This is a genomic window from Bradyrhizobium sp. F1.13.3 (assembly GCF_040548265.1).
GTDB lineage: Bacteria > Pseudomonadota > Alphaproteobacteria > Rhizobiales > Xanthobacteraceae > Bradyrhizobium.
Genome location: NZ_JBEPRI010000001.1, coordinates 44,988 through 61,446 on the forward strand (window position 1 = coordinate 44,988; position 16,459 = coordinate 61,446).

The following is a 16,459-nucleotide window of genomic DNA, read 5'->3' on the forward strand; positions in this document are numbered from 1 at the left end:
GCGATGTTGGCCATCTCGTCCCGCTGGTGCTTGGGAAAGCCTCCAAGAGACCGGGCAAGCAACAGTGGCTGCCGTTCTCTCTCAGAACTCCGCAACGAAATCGCAACGAATTGGGTGAAACAACCGGGAACAAAACGAGATGGAAACGCCTGCCATCTCAATAAAAATCAATAACTTAGGAGATGTTCACTGCGTTCGGGACGCAGCGTCGTCCTCGGTCGAATCGCAACTTGAACCGAATGTCGGAATCGTTGGTTGCGCCTCCGCGATTTGCACTGCCAAGAAGACGAAGAAAGCTGCCGCGGCTCAAAAGGAGATGCTGATGCCGATCGCCGGTAAGATGCCGGCTAAGGAAGCGGCGGCGAAGAAGCCGACATCAGGGACGCGGCGCAAGTCGGCGTGAGGTTGCGAAACATCCGGTGGTGCCCGATGGCAGTTACGGACTGACATGGAAGAGGCCGCGCATATCAAGGCTGAGCTGCGGCTCGGCACAGTGGGATGGAATGTTCCGCGAGTCTGCAAGGAAAGAGTTGGCGGGTGCTACGCGCGGGTGTTGAACGCCAGCGAGATCAACATCATTCCATAAGCCGCACCGATGTTCGAACTATTCGAAGTGGGCGAACGCGATGCCGGATTATTTCCGCTTTTCGGTAAGATGCCGAAGTCCGTTACTCGTTCGTCACAGCTTGCGCGGGGTGAACTCGATCGGTTCATCGAAGAGAGCGCCGGACCTGGTGCGGAGCTCGGGGTTTTGCTCGTTCAGTTTGCGCCTCGCAAAATGTTCGTTAAGTCCGGTGCGGAGTTTCTGTTCCGCGTACTGCGGGAAAGAACCTCAGCCGCTCTCGGTTGCGAGGGTTCAGAATTTGGAGAGCGAAGCGGCGCTCGAGGTGTCCAGCAAGATCGAGATTCTCGAGTTTCTCGCGAAGGAGAACGCTACGGCTTACTCGCCCAAAATGTTCGAGAATGCCTTAAGAGGGGTGGCATGACATGGATTTGTTGGAGTTCATCAGTCAGTCTGAGCTGATCATATTCGATCTGGACGGTGTCATTCTGGATAGCAACGGCGCCAAGCTCGAGATCATGCGAGAGGTGCTGCGGCCTCACGACGTCGCGGCTGCAGACCAATTCATAGAAGAGTTCAAAGCGAATTTCGGGCGCTCGCGTCGAGAGCACTTTCTCTCTTTTTACGAGATTTATCTGCGGCACACTACAGGGTTCGAGGCCTTTTTCGAGCGAGCGGCTGCTCGGTACGCGGAAGTTCTCCGTGAGCGCTATCTTTCGGTTCCTTTGCCCGCGCCATGTCCAATCTCATGGTGAAGGATGGCTTGCCGGAAATTTGCGTCTCGCATCCGACGGATATTGGCATTCCGATTCCCATCAAAGGATACGAAGATCAAAGAATCTACGTTTGGTTCGAGATGGCAGCCGGCTACTCGTCCCTTAGCGCTGCAATCGAAAACGTTTTCAAGTGGCGTCAGCGAGAGGGCTCAGTAAGATAGATCAGTGATTTAGACTTACATGCTCAAACATTCGCCCGGACCCAACCGAGGCGAAGATAAGTGTGTGCTGGTGGGGCGATCACTCTGTCCAAAGCTGAAGCAATTCGCATTATTTCTGCTCGCTTCGAAAATTGTCTTTGGCGCGAAAATTGCGTGACCTAGTTGCGTCCGCGAGACCGTGATGCTTTTCCTGTGGGCGTCAAATGATGTGCCCGAGGTAAGTGAATGGAGCGACAGTTGGTCTGCGCGTGGTCCTCGGCCGGCGCAGTCAATTTTGCGGCTATGGAAAGACGGAGAGGTACGTCAGGGTCAAGTCGATGACCTCCATGCCAATGGCAACAGCTCTAACGTCCTAGTACTCGCCGGACGCAAAGCATTCTGATTTCATTAGTTTGGCGTAGTTGCTCAGCGCTCGGGGGATCAATGGAGCCGAGAGTCTCGGTACTAAATTTCGCTTCCAATTCTGAGGCCATGCAGTTGCAAATCTGCAAGCAAGCGTCCCTCGAAAAGCCACCATGCTGCGCGCAACCGTTTTGGCACGCTGAGAGAAACTGCGGTCGCCATTCTGCGGCCGTGGCGATTGTTATCAAATTGATAGCAGCTATCGTCAGAGCTGGAAGAAACGCGGACATTGCTTCGCTTCCCTTTTTTTGTTTGCTGAGGGGCTGCTCTAATTCGACTCCATCTTTTTGGCCTCTAGCAATATCGCGCTACTTGCGTAGTTGTCCCCTGAAGCGGAACCACAAATGACCGATCAATGATAGGGCTATGGCGGTCAGAATTATCGGGAGCCAGATCGACGTGGTTATGAAGAACAAGGATATGATGACCACGCGTCCAAAGACCGATTCGCTGACCGGATTCTTAAGGCGAGCGAAATAGGCGTAGATAATAAAAACGGTGGCCGGGACCATCCACGCGGCGAAAAGCACCAGTAACAGCTCAACAAGTTGGCTGGCATAATGGTGCATAAGCGCACCTCCTGACAGCGTCGGCGCGAATTGCTGTCACCGCCGCGAGAGATGCGGTGATTGTCGACGATATTTGGTCTTTGTTCGCGTTGGTGGGCATCTGCACGCTCGGCATCGCTGTCACGGTCGGTGCCCAGAGTCATGCGAACTCGCAGCCGTCGACTCGCCTGAGCTAGGGCCTCTCAACGCGCACTCGTTGAGATGGCTCGGGCAAGGCCTCGTCCAATGCAATCATAACCATCGGCGGTGTTGTGCAATCCGTCCCACGTTACAAGCGCGCTTTGCGCAACCCCGGCACTGACCGAGTTTCGCATCAGCGCAAAACGAGAGAACAGCCCGACCCGTTCCTGTTTTGCGACTTCGATTATGATGTCCTCCATTGTCGAATAGCCAACTGAGGCGAGCACCTGCGGCGCATATTGCAGATCCATTAACACGACATCGGCAGACCCCGCCTTAAGTGCCCTTACCCCTTCAAGAACGCTTCTTTTGAGCCCTTGGTCCGGCCGGCCACCCCAGGCGACGTCATTAGTACCTAGGCGCGATAGCCCCCGCTGTGTGCATCTATCCATTCCGTCGCGTAGGCTATCGCTTCCGCGATGGGCGAATTGCGCGTGGTCGGTGCCGCCGCGGAAATTCGCGAAGCGCTATCGACGAAGGGATCCTGTGATCCTGTGATCCTGTGATGCCATTGTTTTGTTGAGATGCCGTTGAAGGCAGGACCGTAGAGTAGTAGGTTGGCTTCGATCCTACCGTCCAGCCGCCGGTCCAACGCCTTCATAAATTGCCAAGCGCTCGAGTGCGCGGGCGAGCTGCTCCGCCTGCGAGTTGATGAGCGCGTCCTTGTCCTCGAGCTCATCCCGCAGGATCTGCTCGCGGTCCAGCAAAATCGCCATGCGCTTATTTGCTTCCTGCTTCAGCGTCGTGACGTCGTGATGCGACTGCATCATCACGTCGTCGACCTTGGACTGCGCGGCCGCGTTGACTGCGGCGACCCTCTCGGCCACGAATTCGCGCGCCTTCTGCTTGATCATGACCAAATGGGCGTCGACGCGCGCATGCTCGCGAGCGAGGATTTCCGCCTGGCGCTTCCGCTCGCTCCATTCCTCGCGCGTCAAGCGCTGCAGCCGCGGTCCGATCCGTATGAGCCCGAAGCGGACGCCGACATCTTCGTAGTAGCGGTCCTGAAAGGTCGTCATCGCCGCCTTGTAGGCCTTGCTCTGCTCGCGGGGCTTCCCGCCGGCATCCTCGCAATTCGCGGCAGCGCGGAAACCGGCGTGGACGCTCGCGATGCGGAGGCGGTTGTCCGGCTCCAGTTCGGGGATCACGATGTAGTGCACGTGCGGACGGAGTTCGTCCATGTGCTCGACCACGGTGACCAGCAGATTGCCCCACTGCGACTGCAGCCAGGCGATGGTCGCATCGCGCCACTGCACATACAGTTCGCGTGCTTCAGCGTCTTGTTGAAGATTGGCCGTGAGATCGGGCCACGTGGCGACGCCGACCAGGACTGCGAGCGCCTCCGGCCGCAACCTTCGCCCGATCTTATCGACCGCTTGCCCGGCGCGGCCCGCGGCCATGTCGAATGCCTCGCCCGGCGGCAATCCAAAGATCAGGTTCGGCGGTTGCGGATCCGTCACGTGCCCGCAGGCATGCGGCGCGCGGATCATCTCGTCCCGGATGTCGAACATCGAGCACTTGCGCTTAGTCGAATTCTTCCGATGCGCCCCCTTGCGGCTATAGGCCTCGACGTGGTTGAACTGATATGACGCAATCAAAGTAGTGCCTCCTCGATCTGGAGGCAGTCTCGGCGACGCCATGGCAAGCCGGAAGCACTTTCCGCATGAAAGTTGATCCGGCCCCTCTGGACGCTGATTTGAGATACACCTAGTCGGTTCTCTAGGTGTATCTCGAGGCTTTCACTGGAGGTCCCTCAAAGGCCTTAACGGTGCAATCCGAGAGAAGAACTCACTTCTGAGGATAGACGGCTGATCGACGGCGGTGCCGCCCTGTGCGAGCACGCCTGCACCGCCGCCTCTAACCGTCAGGCATGGCGCCGGGCGAGGGCGGCGCACTTTCGGAGACCGCGAGGCCGAGCCGGCGGCGGAGGTCGAGCCGGCTGGGACCGCCGGGCAGAGCCTCCTTCTTCAGAAGGGCGTCCTCGATCGCGATGACCACGATGTCGTTAAACTTACAATGGACGTCAGCTGCAAGACTACGGACGGCGCGATGGAGGTCCTCGCTGACAGTCAACGTCGTGCGGCAGCTCTCTTGGATATTGCCGGTGACTTGCTTTCCGGGAGCGCTGTCGCGTAGCACCTTTCGCAAATTCTGCGAAGAGGCGGCAAAGGCCATTGCAGGGTCGGCACGCTTGCTCACTAGACCAACTCCAACTTCGTGAGAATCCAATCCGTCGCGGCACAGACCTCGCGGGCCGCCGGCCCATCGGGCTCGTACTCGACCACGCCGAGCCCTAGCGCGATGGCGTCTTGATAGGCGACACGATAGGCAAGATGCGCATCTACTACCGTTCCGAGTTCCCGATGGAGGGCGAGCCAATGATTGAGGCGCCGGTTCAATTGGGAAGGCGTACGCGTCAAAAGGATCGCGTACTCGATATTTTCCTGGACAAACGCTGCCTGGATGCGGGCCGCCACGGCGTTCGCCAGGTAGGTTGGTTCGGTAACAATGATGGTTAGGTCAGCGAGCCTTGCCGCGTCTGCTAGGGTGTCAGTGTCATGGGCCGGGGTGTCGACCAGAATCAGGTCGAAGGCAGGCCGGTTTTCCGTAAGCCAGTCAGGCAATTGACGTGCGGTCATCGAGGTGACGAAGGGGGCCGCCGCGCCGCGGGCCGCCGCCCACATCGCGCTGGATGCCTGGGGATCGGTATCGGCGATCGCCACGGAAAGTCCCCGCGTCCCTGCGGCCACGGCGGCGTTCACAACCGCCGTGCTCTTCCCGGTCCCGCCCTTCAACTGCACCGCCGTGGCGACGCGCATGCATGCACCTCCTGCTGGGTCCAGCATGAACGGGCGCGTCGCAACGATCAAATCCGCCGGATTCTTTCGAAAAGTGGGGTGAACACCGATGGCATGGGCACTGAGGCGAGGTTCGCCGAGCGGCGGCCAAAAGTTCTCCACCGGGAAATTTGTCAACCAGTCCGGCCCATTGTGGGTCCATGATGATGCCGCAACGCTGCCGCATCGGTGCGTCACTGCATCACAACATACCTGCATCACTGCATCTTGCCCCATATGGCGTTGGAGCCATCATGGTTAACAGGCGCCGAAGCACATTGTCGCGTAAATGCGCAGCAACGTCGTTGCATCACGGCGCGGCAGTCTTGTGACGCCATTGCGCGTGGCTTCACCGCATCGCTCCGTGCGTTCGCGGCCGGGATGGAGATCAACAAGCGGATCGTCGAACTGCACAAAGATGGACCGGAGCCGCATCCAGCCCGAGCTCCGCGCACTCCTCACCGAAGCCAAGCACCAGACCCAGTTGATACAGCAGTCCATCGCCGGCCGGACCGGCTACAGCTTCGACGGGCCACCCGATTCGGACGGGTGACCTTTTTACCTTCTACGGTGACGTGATCGCGCGAGTGATGCGCGAGAACTCAGCCGACCCGCAGAGCGTCATGCAGGCGCTCGCCGAGAAGCTGCCGGAGGTGCGGTTTACCGTTCACTGGTATGACGCGGTGGCGATGGTGGCGACGATGTTCCGGGAGTACCGGATCGGCTGCATCATCGAGGGGCTGGAAATGGCGGGAATGTGGGAAAGCGACCGACGTTGAAGAACAGGCCCGCGTCTGCTATTTGACTTCCGCTGCACACACAGCAGATGCCAACGGGATGCCGAACGAATTTCGGAGTTCGGCTAACACGTTGAAAACAAATAGCGGTCCCGTAGCTCAGCCGGATAGAGCGACGGTTTCCTAAACCGTCGGCCTTAGCGCAGCAACGTATTCCATAATTCGATGCAGCAATTTCGCCTGCGACGCTACTCAGCCGCTTCACCCTTCACGTCGATCATCGGCACATCCAGGCTCTTGATCTCCTGCATGGCCTGGCCCGCGATACCCTGGAGGTCGCCGTAAAGACCGGCGGTGGAATCGAGCACGCCGTTGAGCTGCTCCTCGCGTTTGGCCCACAACCGCGTCATCGCGTTGCGTTCGCGCTTGAGATCGGCCTGCATTTCGGTGAATTTTTCGACGATGGCCTCGATGCGGTGACGGAAGCGCGGGCCGGTGAGGTACGCATACATCACCTCAGTCTTCGTCTGCTGACCTTCCTGCGCCTTTCGGCTGGTGGCGACGTCGATCAGCGACTGCCGGAGTGCGACAGCGAGCGGAATAGCGAAGCGCGGCTCCGCGACCCAGACGTTCTCAATGAGATCGAAGCTCTGGATCTCCTTCGGTACTGCACTCGAGACGATCAGCGCGACGTCCGCTTTCGCGGCGCGCTGATCGTCGCGCAGTTTGGCCAGCCACGCGTGATTCCAGGCCTTCGTTCGCTTTGACTCCCAGAGGATCGTGCCGCAGCGCTGTCCATTGGCGGCCAGCACCCCGTGCACCACGTCGCCGCCGAACTCGCCCTTGGCCACCGGCTCGATCAGATCGCGCGGGAAGCGGCTGCGGAGCAGGGCTTCAAGTTCGACTTCGAGCGCTTCGCCCTGCAACTGTTGCGAACCTTGATCGGCCTTACGACGCAGTTCCTCGATCTGCCGCTGCATGCCGGCGAGCTGCGCCTCCTTTTCGGTGACCTTGGACTTGAATACGTCCTCCGCCTCAAGTCTGGCCTTGTCGCGGATGGTGCCGAGATTCTCCTGCACCTTCTTCTCGACCGTCAACTCGACCTCGCGCTTGGCGTCTTCGAGTTCACGCTGCTTACGCAACATATCGGTCTGGGCCTGCTGGGCTTCGGCGAGCTTCGCGTTGTTGATAGCGAGAATTTGCTGCAGATCGGCAAGCTGCCGGTCCCGCTCGCCCAAATCATCCGCCAGCGCCAGACGGGCCTTCTTTGCCTCGGATTCGGCGATAGCCGCACGTTCGGCGCGCAGCATCGTGGCCACCCGGTCGTCAAGGCTGTCGCGGGCCTTGGCGAGCTCATCCTGCGTTTGCCGGAGCTGGGCTTCGCGACGACCAAAATCGGCTTCCTTGGCCGCAAGCTGTGCATCGAACTGCTTGCGCGCCGCGGCGATGAGCGGGGCCGCCAACGATTCGGTCAGCTTGATCTCGGTGCCGCAGTTCGTGCAGATGATCTGTGGGTCGCTCACGGTATTGGTCCTGTGATGATGGGATATGATTGTAGTCGGATTACCGGCGCCGACCGTGCCGGGTCGCGGCGTTATCCCCGGCAATCGTGCCGGTCGTGGCAATGGCGAGGCCCTGTGCGGTGCCGTTGGCTTCGGCTTCTCGGTGGGCTCGTGCGTCATGATCAGTTCCTCGTGGCGCGCAAGTCGCGTTGGCGCATGATGGCTTCGATGACCGGGCGCAGGCGGCGCACCGAACCGCCGCGCCAGTTCCGCGCGACAGCGGCATATTCGGCGCCGTCAAGCGGCGGCATCCAGATCTCGTCTAGACCGCGTTCTTTAGCCAAGTCCGCAATCAGGGTCGGCAGCAGTGCACCGAGGTCGTTCGCGCGCGGCTTCGGAAACAGGACCACGCGAAAGCGATCTCGAATCGCGCTTGGTAGCGGATCCAAGCTGTTTGCCGTGGCGACATATGAGACGTGCGACAAATCGAGGTTCGTCTGTAGTGCTGGATCTGGATAGCGCGTACTGGTTTCTGTCTCCAGGAAGCCGAGCAGGCAGTCCCATAGCCGCCCATAATCGGAGCGGGTGGCAGCACGCTCCAATTCATCGAGGAGGACCATCGGATTGGCGGTCTTGCCTTGCGCCACCGCGAGAAAGGGATGGCACGGCTCGGCCGAATACCAGCGGCGGTCCGTACCGCCGAACGCGGCGCCGTCAGCTCGTGACGCATTCTCCCGCCAGACGTTCAGGCCAAGAACCTCTCCGAGGCGGCGACTAAACCGAGATTTGCCTGCACCGGGGTCGCCAACCAGCAGGAGCGGCCGCAGCCGGACCGTGGTGCGGCCGACGAGATCGGCGAGGGCGAAATCGATGACCTCCATGGCATAGGGGAACTCGAATAGCAGTGTGCTGCGCATTTGATGCAGCGGGGGCACCTCGACCAACGGCAAGGCAACGTTGATGACGTTCTTCAACGGCCCCAGTATCTCCTTAAGCTTGACGCTCTTCATGGCGTCGTCACTCATACGAGCTACGACGAGGTGATGTTCAGGCATCACTTCGCGCGGAGTGGCGACCTGATGCAGGATCTGGGCCGCTTCCTTCTTCGCCTTCTTGCGGGCCGCTTCCTCCTCTTCCTCTTGTTTCCGGTTCACGGCCTTCTTCGCGGCCGCGATACGGTGCTTCGCCGTGCTCGAGCCGATGACCACCGCGTTCATCGCGGAAGATTGGTGTCGTACGATCATGTGACCGCAGGCCGGCAATGCCGCCCAGCCGAATACGAACCGTTCTACGTCGCAGCGGAGCTGTTCGTCGATCTTGTGGACGGTCGTGCTGAAAGCGAGCAATAGAGCCTTTGCTACACGGTGGTGATTTCTAAAGAACGCGCCGTCGCCCGACGCCGGAAGAGACAGCAACCGAACACTATCGGCGAGACCGCGCAATTTGGGATCGTCCTCTGTGACGGCACGGCGGTCGAGTTCGGTGGCAAGTGCGAGACCCACGTCGGCATTGAACGCCGTCGCCCAAGCCGCGTTGAGTGGCAAATTCGGGCAGAGCTGGTCGATCTCGGCAATCAGTCGCTGTTCGACATGATTGGCGTTGTCGTTGACCAGCATGGCGTAGCGCAAAAGCCGGGGCAGACCTTCATGACGCGCGTCCCAGTCAGCCGAATCGGCAGCCGCACCCGTAACCACGGCATCCCGCTCGACCGCGGGTAGATCGACCTCATCTGGGTCGTCCGCACTCATGCCTCGAGCTCCACCACCATAGCGTCCTTGAAATGAGGGTTCTCGGACCCGTAGCCGTGCGGGTTGCACAGTATCCGCGTCTGGCCGACCCAATAATCGGAAGAGTTGTGGACATGGCCATGGACCCACAGTGTCGGCTGGTAACGCTCGATCAGCACGGACTGGTCTGAAACGAACGAACCGGTCACAGGATCGCTCCGGTACTTGGGATGCACAGAGTTCCAATGTACGGCGGTGTGACTGACGACGACGGTGGGGCCTTCGAACGGCGCCGCCAGAACGCCTTCCAGATACGCCGTGGACTGGTGATGCAAAAGCGCTGCTTCCTGCGGCCTGAACCGCAGCCACGGTTTCTTCTGCCATCCGATCAGGCGGTGATCGTTCATCGCCTTGGCGCAGGCGTTCATCACCGCGGCCTGGTTGGCCTCACCAAAAATCCGATAGTCAGTCCAGAGCGTTGCCCCCAGAAAGCGGACGCCGCCGGACGCGCCTACACCACTCAGCGTGATGCTGTCGTTCTCGAGCACGTGGATATTGAAGGAGCGACCATGGGAGCGAGCCAACGCCAGTTCATCGGGAACGAAGCGCCGGTAAAATTCGTGGTTGCCCATCGTCATCACGATGGGAATGTGCAGCGGCACAATCCTGCGCAGGTGCCCGAAGGCAAGCAGCGCACCTTCGCAAGTGTCGCCGGGAACGATAACCACATCGACGTCATCCGCGATAGTGATCTTCTTCACTGGAGCGACGTCAGCATGGAGATCTGAAAAGGGCTGCAACTTCATGCGTCACCATCATAACAGTGACGTTCCAGGAAAGCGGTCAGCAGCACGGTTTCAGCCTCGCCGAACTTGCGGGGATTGTCCGAGGAACACCTTCCGTGAACGAGCCATGACCCGGCGATCTCGGTGGCGTAGGGGTGTCCAAGATCGGTCAACCCCGTGACCTGCGCGAGCACCAGCGCCGCCGCCGCATTGCGCTCAAGTGCGCAACGCAGCAGGGCCGTCATGGCGAGGTCGACCTGGAGCGTCATGTTCTTGATCGGCATCAAGGAGAATGCAAAGCCGATAGCCGCGGCCGGGTCCCCTTTCATCGCGGCTGCGCCGTCATCACCGCCGTGGACGACATCGATCTTTTCGAGGGTCGCCAGCAGGAGGCGGCGCTCGGCGTCGCCAAACGTGTCCGACGGGAGCGTCCGCCACCACGCCAACAGCGAGGTGGCATCTGCCTTGAAGGGCCACAAGCGGTCACCTCCGAGAGTCAGCCATCGTGGGGCGTTGGCCGCCAAGCTGTACACTCTTACAGACGCCGGCAACGCGGCCTCTGTGGCGCCCATCTCCTTCTTGCGCATGCAATGTTCTCCCGGTCGCGCGGGGCCAGCCGCACGTCAATCCCTACTGAGTTGAGACGAAGATTAGATGGAGCAGCCCCTGTTACGGGGCTCTCGCCTTGCCTTGCCGGGCCACGCCATGCCTCACCGGGCCACGCCCCGCCGCGCCACGCCGCGGCGAACCTATTCGATCTTGGTGACCGAGAACTTGCCGAACTTGGGACGCCAGTCGCCAAACCCCTCGCGCAGACCCGCGATCTCGAGGATCTCAATCACCTCGTTCGGATTGAGCAGGCTCGGCAGGAAGTCGACGTCGACGTCGACGTGCCAGGTGGGGAAGCGCGGACGCGTACGCATCACCTTCGAGTCGTTGACGTTCACGGGAAACCGGAGCCGGAAATCCTTGTCCTCCCACAACGAGGGCAGATCCGTCGGTCCCTCATACTGAAGCAGCGGCGACGTCCCGCAGGAGAACCCGGCCTTGGCCTGATTGCCCTTGCGCTTGGTCTTCGCGGCCTTGATGAACGCCGATTCGACAGCTTCGCTAGGAATGCACGGCTTGTCGTCCTGCAACCAGAGACCGCCATACCATTCCATCTTGGCGATCTGCTGATGATCGGCGATTGTCTTGTCGCGCTTCTTCGCCAGCCGGTCGATATCGATCTTGATCTCCTCGAGTGGGTCCGCCAAGCGCGAGCTGTGCATCAGGAGCGGTCGTTCGCCCGTTAGGCGAAGCCTAAGTTTCTCGACTGACATCAGCTAGTCTCCTTGAACGTGAAGTCGAAAAGCGGCGAGGGGCTTTGCAGCGCCGGGCGAATGTTGGCGTGCGCCGGCACCCATTGCGTATAGCGCAGGCGGCGCAGGTGGTCGGTCACGACGCGATGGCAATTCCGGCACAGCGCCGTCAAATCGCCCGGCTGTTCGCGACCGAGATTTTCATATGTGCGGTGATGCACCTCGATCGGGTTATGGCTGCCGTCGTGGTTGCAAACCCGGCAGCGAAAGCCCGCGGCTTCGAGTTCGGCAAGCCGGGTCGGATTTCTACGCCAGCTGCGACTCGCCATGTATTCGTGGTAGTTCATAGGTCGTGTTCCGTTGTTCGCTGGAATAGTGTCGGCGATCTCGACCAGAAAGTCAATCGGTTCGCTGGAAAAATTCCAGTGAAGAGAGCTCATGGTTAATAAGGCTTTATCCGCTCAAGATGTCTGGCCGCCGCCTCGCCTTATTCGCGCGGGCCGCGCATTGGCGGGAGTGGATCAGGCGACGCTGGCTTTACAGGCGGGAGTCACACGCCAGGCGGTGAGCGTCGTTGAGACTGACGAGAGCGAGAAAATGGATCCGCGTCGTCGAAAAGTTCTAAAGGCAATGCAACGCGTCCTGGAAGACCAGTACGGTATTGAATTCTTCGGAGCCTCGAAGAACTCAGGCGAAGGTGTTCGTTTCCGAAAATAGTCGATTCGGATTCCGCTAGGGACCTATCGGTGCCGCGCTTTCCAGCGTGCGATTAGACGTGGCGCGGAACTAATACAGTCACTTGTTTGGCAGCGAGTACGCCACCAAGGAATCGCCGATCGGCGTCTCCATGAAATGATGACCGCCGGCCATGATGACGAGATACTGGCGGCCGCCGGCCTCATAGGTGATCGGCGTGGCTTGGCCGCCGGCAGGAAGCTCGTCCTTCCAGACGGTCTTTCCGGTCTTGATGTCGATGGCACGGATCAGATTGTCGGTCGTCGCTGCGACGAAGATAAGCCCGCCGGCGGTCACGACGGCACCGCCATTATTTGGCGTCCCGATTCTGATCGGCAGCATCGACGGGATCCCGAACGGGCCGTTCGTGCGGGCTTCACCCAACGGACGATCCCACAGCGTCCTGCCGGTCTTCAGATCGATAGCGCGAATTCCGCCATAGGGCGGCTGCTTGCACAACAATCCGGTGCCGGGCAGCCGCCAGCCGGCGTTGACGTTGATCGCATAGGGGGAACCGAGCTGCGGATCGCCCGCGCCTTCCTGCCCGCCGATTTCGCCGCGCGCCTGGTCCCGCGGCGCCCAACCAAGACGATTGGCCTCGTCGCGCGGCACCAGCCGATTATAGTTCGGCATGTCGTTGTAATTGGCAACGATGATGTCGCGTACGGGATCGATGGCGATGCCGCCCCAATCGGAGCCGCCATTATAGCCTGGATATTCAATCCAGTGCGGGCTGGCGGTGGGGGGCGTGAAGATGCCTTTGTAGCTCGCCTGACGAAACTGGATACGGCAGATCATCTGGTCGATCGGCGACATACCCCACATATCCTGCTCTGTGAGATCGGCCTTTCGCAAGGTGTGATAAAGTGAGAATGGCTGCGTCTTTGCGCGCTGCGCAGGCTCTACGCCGCCTTGCGGTACCGGCCGCTCTTCGACGCCGACGAGCGGCTTGCCAGTGCGGCGGTCGAGCACGAAAATGTCGCCGCGCTTGCTCGGCAGCACCAGCGCCGGCACCGGCGCGCCATTGTCCGTCGGGAAGTCGACCAGCGTCGCTTGAGAGCCGAGATCGTAGTCCCAGACATCATTGTGCACGGTCTGGAAATGCCAGGCAGGCTTGCCGGTCGTAACATCGAGCGCGACCAGCGATGTCGCGAACTCCTTCTCGCGGTCCGAGCGGCTGCTGCTCCAGTAGTCCACGGCCGAAAGCCCAAGCGGCAGATAGACGAGTCCCAGCTCCTCGTCGCCGGAGGCGGTCGTCCACATGTTGGGCGTGCCCCTGGTATAGGTTTGTCCAACCTGCGGCGGTGCGCTTGCATCCGGCTTGCCCATGTCCCAGGCCCAACGCAACGCGCCCGTTTGCGCGTCGTATCCCTGGATCACCCCCGAGGGGGCGTCCCGCTTTTGTCCGTCGAGCACTTCGTGCCCGACGACGATGACGCCGCGTACGATCGTCGGCGCCGAGGTGATCGCGAACATGCCCGGATCGTGCCGGCCAACTCGCGCCGCGGTGTCGACCTGTCCGTCATGTCCGAATGCCTCGCAGCGCTTGCCGGTCTTCGTATCGATTGCGATCAGGCGTGCGTCGAGCGTGCCTTCGATGATGCGGCTGGCACAGGCCCCGCCCTGATCGGCATTGGACAGTTCGTAATATGCAAGGCCTCTGCAAGCCGCGGTGTACGGAATGAACTCGTCCGGGACGCGCGGGTCAAATCGCCAGATCTGCTTGCCGGTCTTGGCGTCGACCGCGATAACGATGTTCTTGGGCGTGCAGACGTAGAGGTTATCTCCCACCTTGAGCGGGGTGTTCTCTGCGCCGTATGTGCCCTTTGTGTTCTTGGTAGGCAAGTCGCCGGTATGAAAAGTCCAGACCTTGGTGAGCTTGGCGACGTTCGTCGAGTTGATCTCGTCGAGCGGCGAATAGCGGCGCGCACTGTAGCTGCCGCCATAGGCAGGCCAATCTGTGCCTGCCTTGAGAGACGAAGGGTCGGCCATTGCGCCGGTCGGAGACGGCATGACGCGAGGAGCGGCGGTTGCCGGCCGAAAAGCCCCGGTCATCAACACAGTTGTGGCTACCAGCAGGACCAGCCCCGCAGCGATTGTAGCCGCGGCTTCATACTGGTGGCGAATGGGCCGAAGCTTCGGCGTGAGTGCCAGAACTGCGATCAGCAAAATGGCCGGTCCGACAGTCCGCGGCACCAGCGCCCAACCGTTGGCGCCAACTTCCCAGAACGCCCAGGCGAGGGTGAGCAGGAAGAGAACAAGGTAAAGCCATGCGCCTTCAACGCGCCGGCGGGCCAACAGGAGACCCGAGAGGATCAGGACGATTCCGCTGGGCAGATAGTAGAAGGAACCTCCCAGCCAAAGCAGCCATGCTCCGCCGGCTCCGAGCACGAGGCCGATGAGAACCATGACTCCCCGAGAGTGAATGCCGCCCAATCTGCTGCGCGATACCTCTGAGCCATGCCGGTTACTCGTCATCTGTTGATTACTTTGCTCCAGATCCAAGAGTGCGTCCGTCCCCTTGGTTCCCACATTTGCGGGTACGCTTCCGGACCACGGAGCGCCGTTGGCTCGGGGAGGCGATGAGCTCAAGCGACCCTCAGCAGCGCGACGAGATGGGCAATTCGTTTCTGCTCGGCTATCTTGATTTCGGGTTCATACGCATTCTCAACGTATGTGAATACGTTCGCTGCCTATCATAAAGGCCTGCGGCTCGCTCGGCGCAGTTGCCGTGTTGATGATATGGCTCTGGGTCGCCGCCTATTCCGTCCTGGCGGGCGCCGAACTTAACGCTGAGATCGGAAGGCGAGTGTCTCAGCGATAGCCTTTGGCGGCTCCTCGTCACCCGGCAGAGGCAAGATCTGTTCGGTGAATTGCCCCATCGGACCTGCCCGGACCATCAGAGTAAACAGCTGATGTCGACGTTCGACATCCTCCCTGTCGCTGCGAGCGGCAATCAGGCGACGAGCGTCCGCAAGGACGAGGTCGGCGTGGTGGGAGAGCACCGAGAGCCGGGTGGCATCGCGCTCGGAGCTTGCGACCTGGGTCATAACCTCGATCATTCGGGTCGATATTGCAGGCTGGGCGCCTGCGCTTTGCCGGATCATATGAAACATCGTCCCGAGCAGTTGATCGTATTGCACATGCGGCACCACCAGCACCGGCTGACTTCCTCTGATCGACACTCCTGATGGCAGATGCAGGGGTACGAGATCGCAGAGCGCCGCACCCAACCGATCCAGGACCGAGAGCGCGGTGTGTGGATCGTTGATGCCAGGCGAAAGCGCCCTCACCGCGACTTCGACGAGTTGCCGAACGGCAAAGCGCAGATCGGAAGCGATGCTGCTTGTTGCGCCCAGCGCCGTCGCATTCCGGATAGCCGCTTCGGCACCGTCGACGGGAGGATTAACCAGAGCGACGGTCGCCCCCGGAAAAACATAGTCGCCGGGGCCGATCAACAGCCGAATGGTGGCTCTATGCTTGGCCGCCCAGGTGGCCAGGCCCTCTTCGTCCAGATGCTGCAGATAACCGCGCCGCGAGTCCTTCAGAGGCAGGGAGCCGATCCAGTACTCGCCCGGCGGAGGCTTCGGCTGCGGATCCTGGACCGTTAGCTGGCGCATAGCGCTGCGGAGGTCTTCACTGACGAGTTCGACGACAGTTTCAACGTTGATCCGGCCGGCGACGTGACCGACGAAGTAGACGAGCGTCGCCACACAAGCCAATGCGAGCAGAATTCCCACGCTTAGTGATAGATGAGGGACGAATCCCCCCTCGGGCTCTGTCCGGATGCTTCTCAGCACGACGAGAGCGTAACAGAAGGTGCCGAGCAACATCCCCAGCGTGAGTTGATTGCCGCGATCGCGAGTGAAATTGCGCAGCAGTCGCGGCCCCATCTGACCTGCAGCGAGAGACAACGCGGCAATGGTGATCGAGAACACGGTTCCCGCGACACCGATCGTCGCGCCGGCTACGGTGCCGAGCAGGGTGCGAGCGCCGGTCGCGCCGCCGTCGTACATCCAACTCTGTAGATTTGAGAGGTAGACCGTGTTGCTCTGGTCAATATGAACGAGGGTGAAGGCGCCGATCAGGCTGCAAAGCACCATGACCATAGGCACCAGCCAGAATGTCTCGCCAAGGTCAGCCAGCAGTTTTTCAGCGCGGGCGAGCATATTTTGAGCCGCATAA

General features: G+C 60.5%; 19 protein-coding genes. 6 read left to right on the forward strand and 13 right to left on the reverse strand.

Going from position 1 to position 16,459, the window contains the following annotated elements; translation table 11 throughout:
• Positions 1-139: 139 nt before the first annotated feature.
• The 3 genes from ABIB66_RS00205 to ABIB66_RS00215 all read left to right on the forward strand — a co-directional run bounded on the left by ABIB66_RS00205 (position 140) and on the right by ABIB66_RS00215 (position 1,499).
• Positions 140-403, forward strand: a complete 264-nt coding sequence (locus ABIB66_RS00205; RefSeq protein ID WP_354210880.1) for a hypothetical protein — start codon at positions 140-142, stop codon at positions 401-403.
• Between the two features lie 584 nt (positions 404-987).
• Complete coding sequence (locus ABIB66_RS00210) at positions 988-1,317, forward strand: HAD hydrolase-like protein (protein WP_354210879.1); 330 nt, start codon at positions 988-990, stop codon at positions 1,315-1,317.
• On the forward strand, positions 1,311-1,499 hold the full coding sequence (locus ABIB66_RS00215; protein ID WP_354254216.1) for a class I tRNA ligase family protein: 189 nt from the start codon (positions 1,311-1,313) through the stop codon (positions 1,497-1,499). Before ABIB66_RS00210 ends, ABIB66_RS00215 begins: the two co-directional genes overlap by 7 nt.
• 710 nt (positions 1,500-2,209) lie before the next feature.
• Here the strand turns inward: ABIB66_RS00215 and ABIB66_RS00220 are convergent.
• From ABIB66_RS00220 to ABIB66_RS00240, 5 genes are all read right to left on the reverse strand, one after another.
• Positions 2,210-2,470, reverse strand: coding sequence for a hypothetical protein (locus tag ABIB66_RS00220; RefSeq protein ID WP_354210877.1), 261 nt, complete (start codon positions 2,468-2,470; stop codon positions 2,210-2,212).
• Positions 2,471-2,652: 182 nt separating this feature from the next.
• Positions 2,653-2,901, reverse strand: a complete 249-nt coding sequence (locus ABIB66_RS00225) for an SGNH/GDSL hydrolase family protein (RefSeq protein WP_354210876.1) — start codon at positions 2,899-2,901, stop codon at positions 2,653-2,655.
• 318 nt (positions 2,902-3,219) lie between these two features.
• On the reverse strand, positions 3,220-4,248 hold the full coding sequence (locus tag ABIB66_RS00230; protein WP_354210875.1) for a plasmid recombination protein: 1,029 nt from the start codon (positions 4,246-4,248) through the stop codon (positions 3,220-3,222).
• A 259-nt stretch (positions 4,249-4,507) separates the two neighbouring features.
• Complete coding sequence (locus ABIB66_RS00235) at positions 4,508-4,849, reverse strand: hypothetical protein (RefSeq protein WP_354210874.1); 342 nt, start codon at positions 4,847-4,849, stop codon at positions 4,508-4,510.
• Complete coding sequence (locus ABIB66_RS00240; RefSeq protein WP_354210873.1) at positions 4,849-5,469, reverse strand: nucleotide-binding protein; 621 nt, start codon at positions 5,467-5,469, stop codon at positions 4,849-4,851. The genes ABIB66_RS00235 and ABIB66_RS00240 overlap by 1 nt, the downstream gene beginning before the upstream one ends.
• Before the next feature lie 605 nt (positions 5,470-6,074).
• On the opposite strand from ABIB66_RS00240, the gene ABIB66_RS00245 reads away from it, so the two are divergent.
• Positions 6,075-6,266: a hypothetical protein gene (locus ABIB66_RS00245; RefSeq protein ID WP_354210872.1), complete on the forward strand. Its 192-nt coding sequence runs from the start codon at positions 6,075-6,077 to the stop codon at positions 6,264-6,266.
• A gap of 206 nt (positions 6,267-6,472) precedes the next feature.
• On the opposite strand, the gene ABIB66_RS00250 is transcribed toward ABIB66_RS00245, so the two are convergent.
• The 6 genes from ABIB66_RS00250 to ABIB66_RS00275 all read right to left on the reverse strand — a co-directional run bounded on the left by ABIB66_RS00250 (position 6,473) and on the right by ABIB66_RS00275 (position 11,979).
• The gene (locus ABIB66_RS00250) at positions 6,473-7,747 is read right to left on the reverse strand and encodes a DUF2130 domain-containing protein (RefSeq protein ID WP_354210871.1); all 1,275 of its coding nucleotides are present in this window, start codon (positions 7,745-7,747) and stop codon (positions 6,473-6,475) included.
• A 161-nt stretch (positions 7,748-7,908) separates the two neighbouring features.
• A complete protein-coding gene (locus ABIB66_RS00255; protein ID WP_354253979.1) occupies positions 7,909-9,474 on the reverse strand; it encodes an AAA family ATPase in 1,566 nt (521 codons plus the stop codon).
• On the reverse strand, positions 9,471-10,259 hold the full coding sequence (locus ABIB66_RS00260) for a metallophosphoesterase (RefSeq protein ID WP_354210869.1): 789 nt from the start codon (positions 10,257-10,259) through the stop codon (positions 9,471-9,473). The genes ABIB66_RS00255 and ABIB66_RS00260 overlap by 4 nt, the downstream gene beginning before the upstream one ends.
• Entirely contained in the window at positions 10,256-10,825 is a 570-nt protein-coding gene (locus ABIB66_RS00265; RefSeq protein WP_354210868.1) for a hypothetical protein, read from the reverse strand. Before ABIB66_RS00265 ends, ABIB66_RS00260 begins: the two co-directional genes overlap by 4 nt.
• Positions 10,826-10,987: 162 nt before the next feature.
• The gene (locus ABIB66_RS00270; RefSeq protein ID WP_354210867.1) at positions 10,988-11,560 is read right to left on the reverse strand and encodes a hypothetical protein; all 573 of its coding nucleotides are present in this window, start codon (positions 11,558-11,560) and stop codon (positions 10,988-10,990) included.
• Positions 11,560-11,979, reverse strand: coding sequence for a hypothetical protein (locus ABIB66_RS00275; protein ID WP_354210866.1), 420 nt, complete (start codon positions 11,977-11,979; stop codon positions 11,560-11,562). The genes ABIB66_RS00270 and ABIB66_RS00275 overlap by 1 nt, the downstream gene beginning before the upstream one ends.
• On the opposite strand from ABIB66_RS00275, the gene ABIB66_RS00280 reads away from it, so the two are divergent.
• Positions 11,978-12,256, forward strand: coding sequence for a hypothetical protein (locus tag ABIB66_RS00280; protein WP_354210865.1), 279 nt, complete (start codon positions 11,978-11,980; stop codon positions 12,254-12,256). The genes ABIB66_RS00275 and ABIB66_RS00280 overlap by 2 nt on opposite strands.
• 78 nt (positions 12,257-12,334) lie before the next feature.
• On the opposite strand, the gene ABIB66_RS00285 is transcribed toward ABIB66_RS00280, so the two are convergent.
• Positions 12,335-14,683 (reverse strand): membrane-bound PQQ-dependent dehydrogenase, glucose/quinate/shikimate family, encoded by a 2,349-nt coding sequence (locus ABIB66_RS00285; protein ID WP_354210864.1) that lies wholly within the window; start codon positions 14,681-14,683, stop codon positions 12,335-12,337.
• Positions 14,684-15,011: 328 nt separating this feature from the next.
• Between ABIB66_RS00285 and ABIB66_RS00290 the strand changes: the two genes are divergently transcribed.
• Complete coding sequence (locus tag ABIB66_RS00290) at positions 15,012-15,098, forward strand: hypothetical protein (protein WP_354210927.1); 87 nt, start codon at positions 15,012-15,014, stop codon at positions 15,096-15,098.
• On the opposite strand, the gene ABIB66_RS00295 is transcribed toward ABIB66_RS00290, so the two are convergent.
• Positions 15,061-16,443 (reverse strand): DUF2254 domain-containing protein, encoded by a 1,383-nt coding sequence (locus ABIB66_RS00295; RefSeq protein WP_354210863.1) that lies wholly within the window; start codon positions 16,441-16,443, stop codon positions 15,061-15,063. The genes ABIB66_RS00290 and ABIB66_RS00295 overlap by 38 nt on opposite strands.
• Between the last annotated feature and the right edge of the window lie 16 nt (positions 16,444-16,459).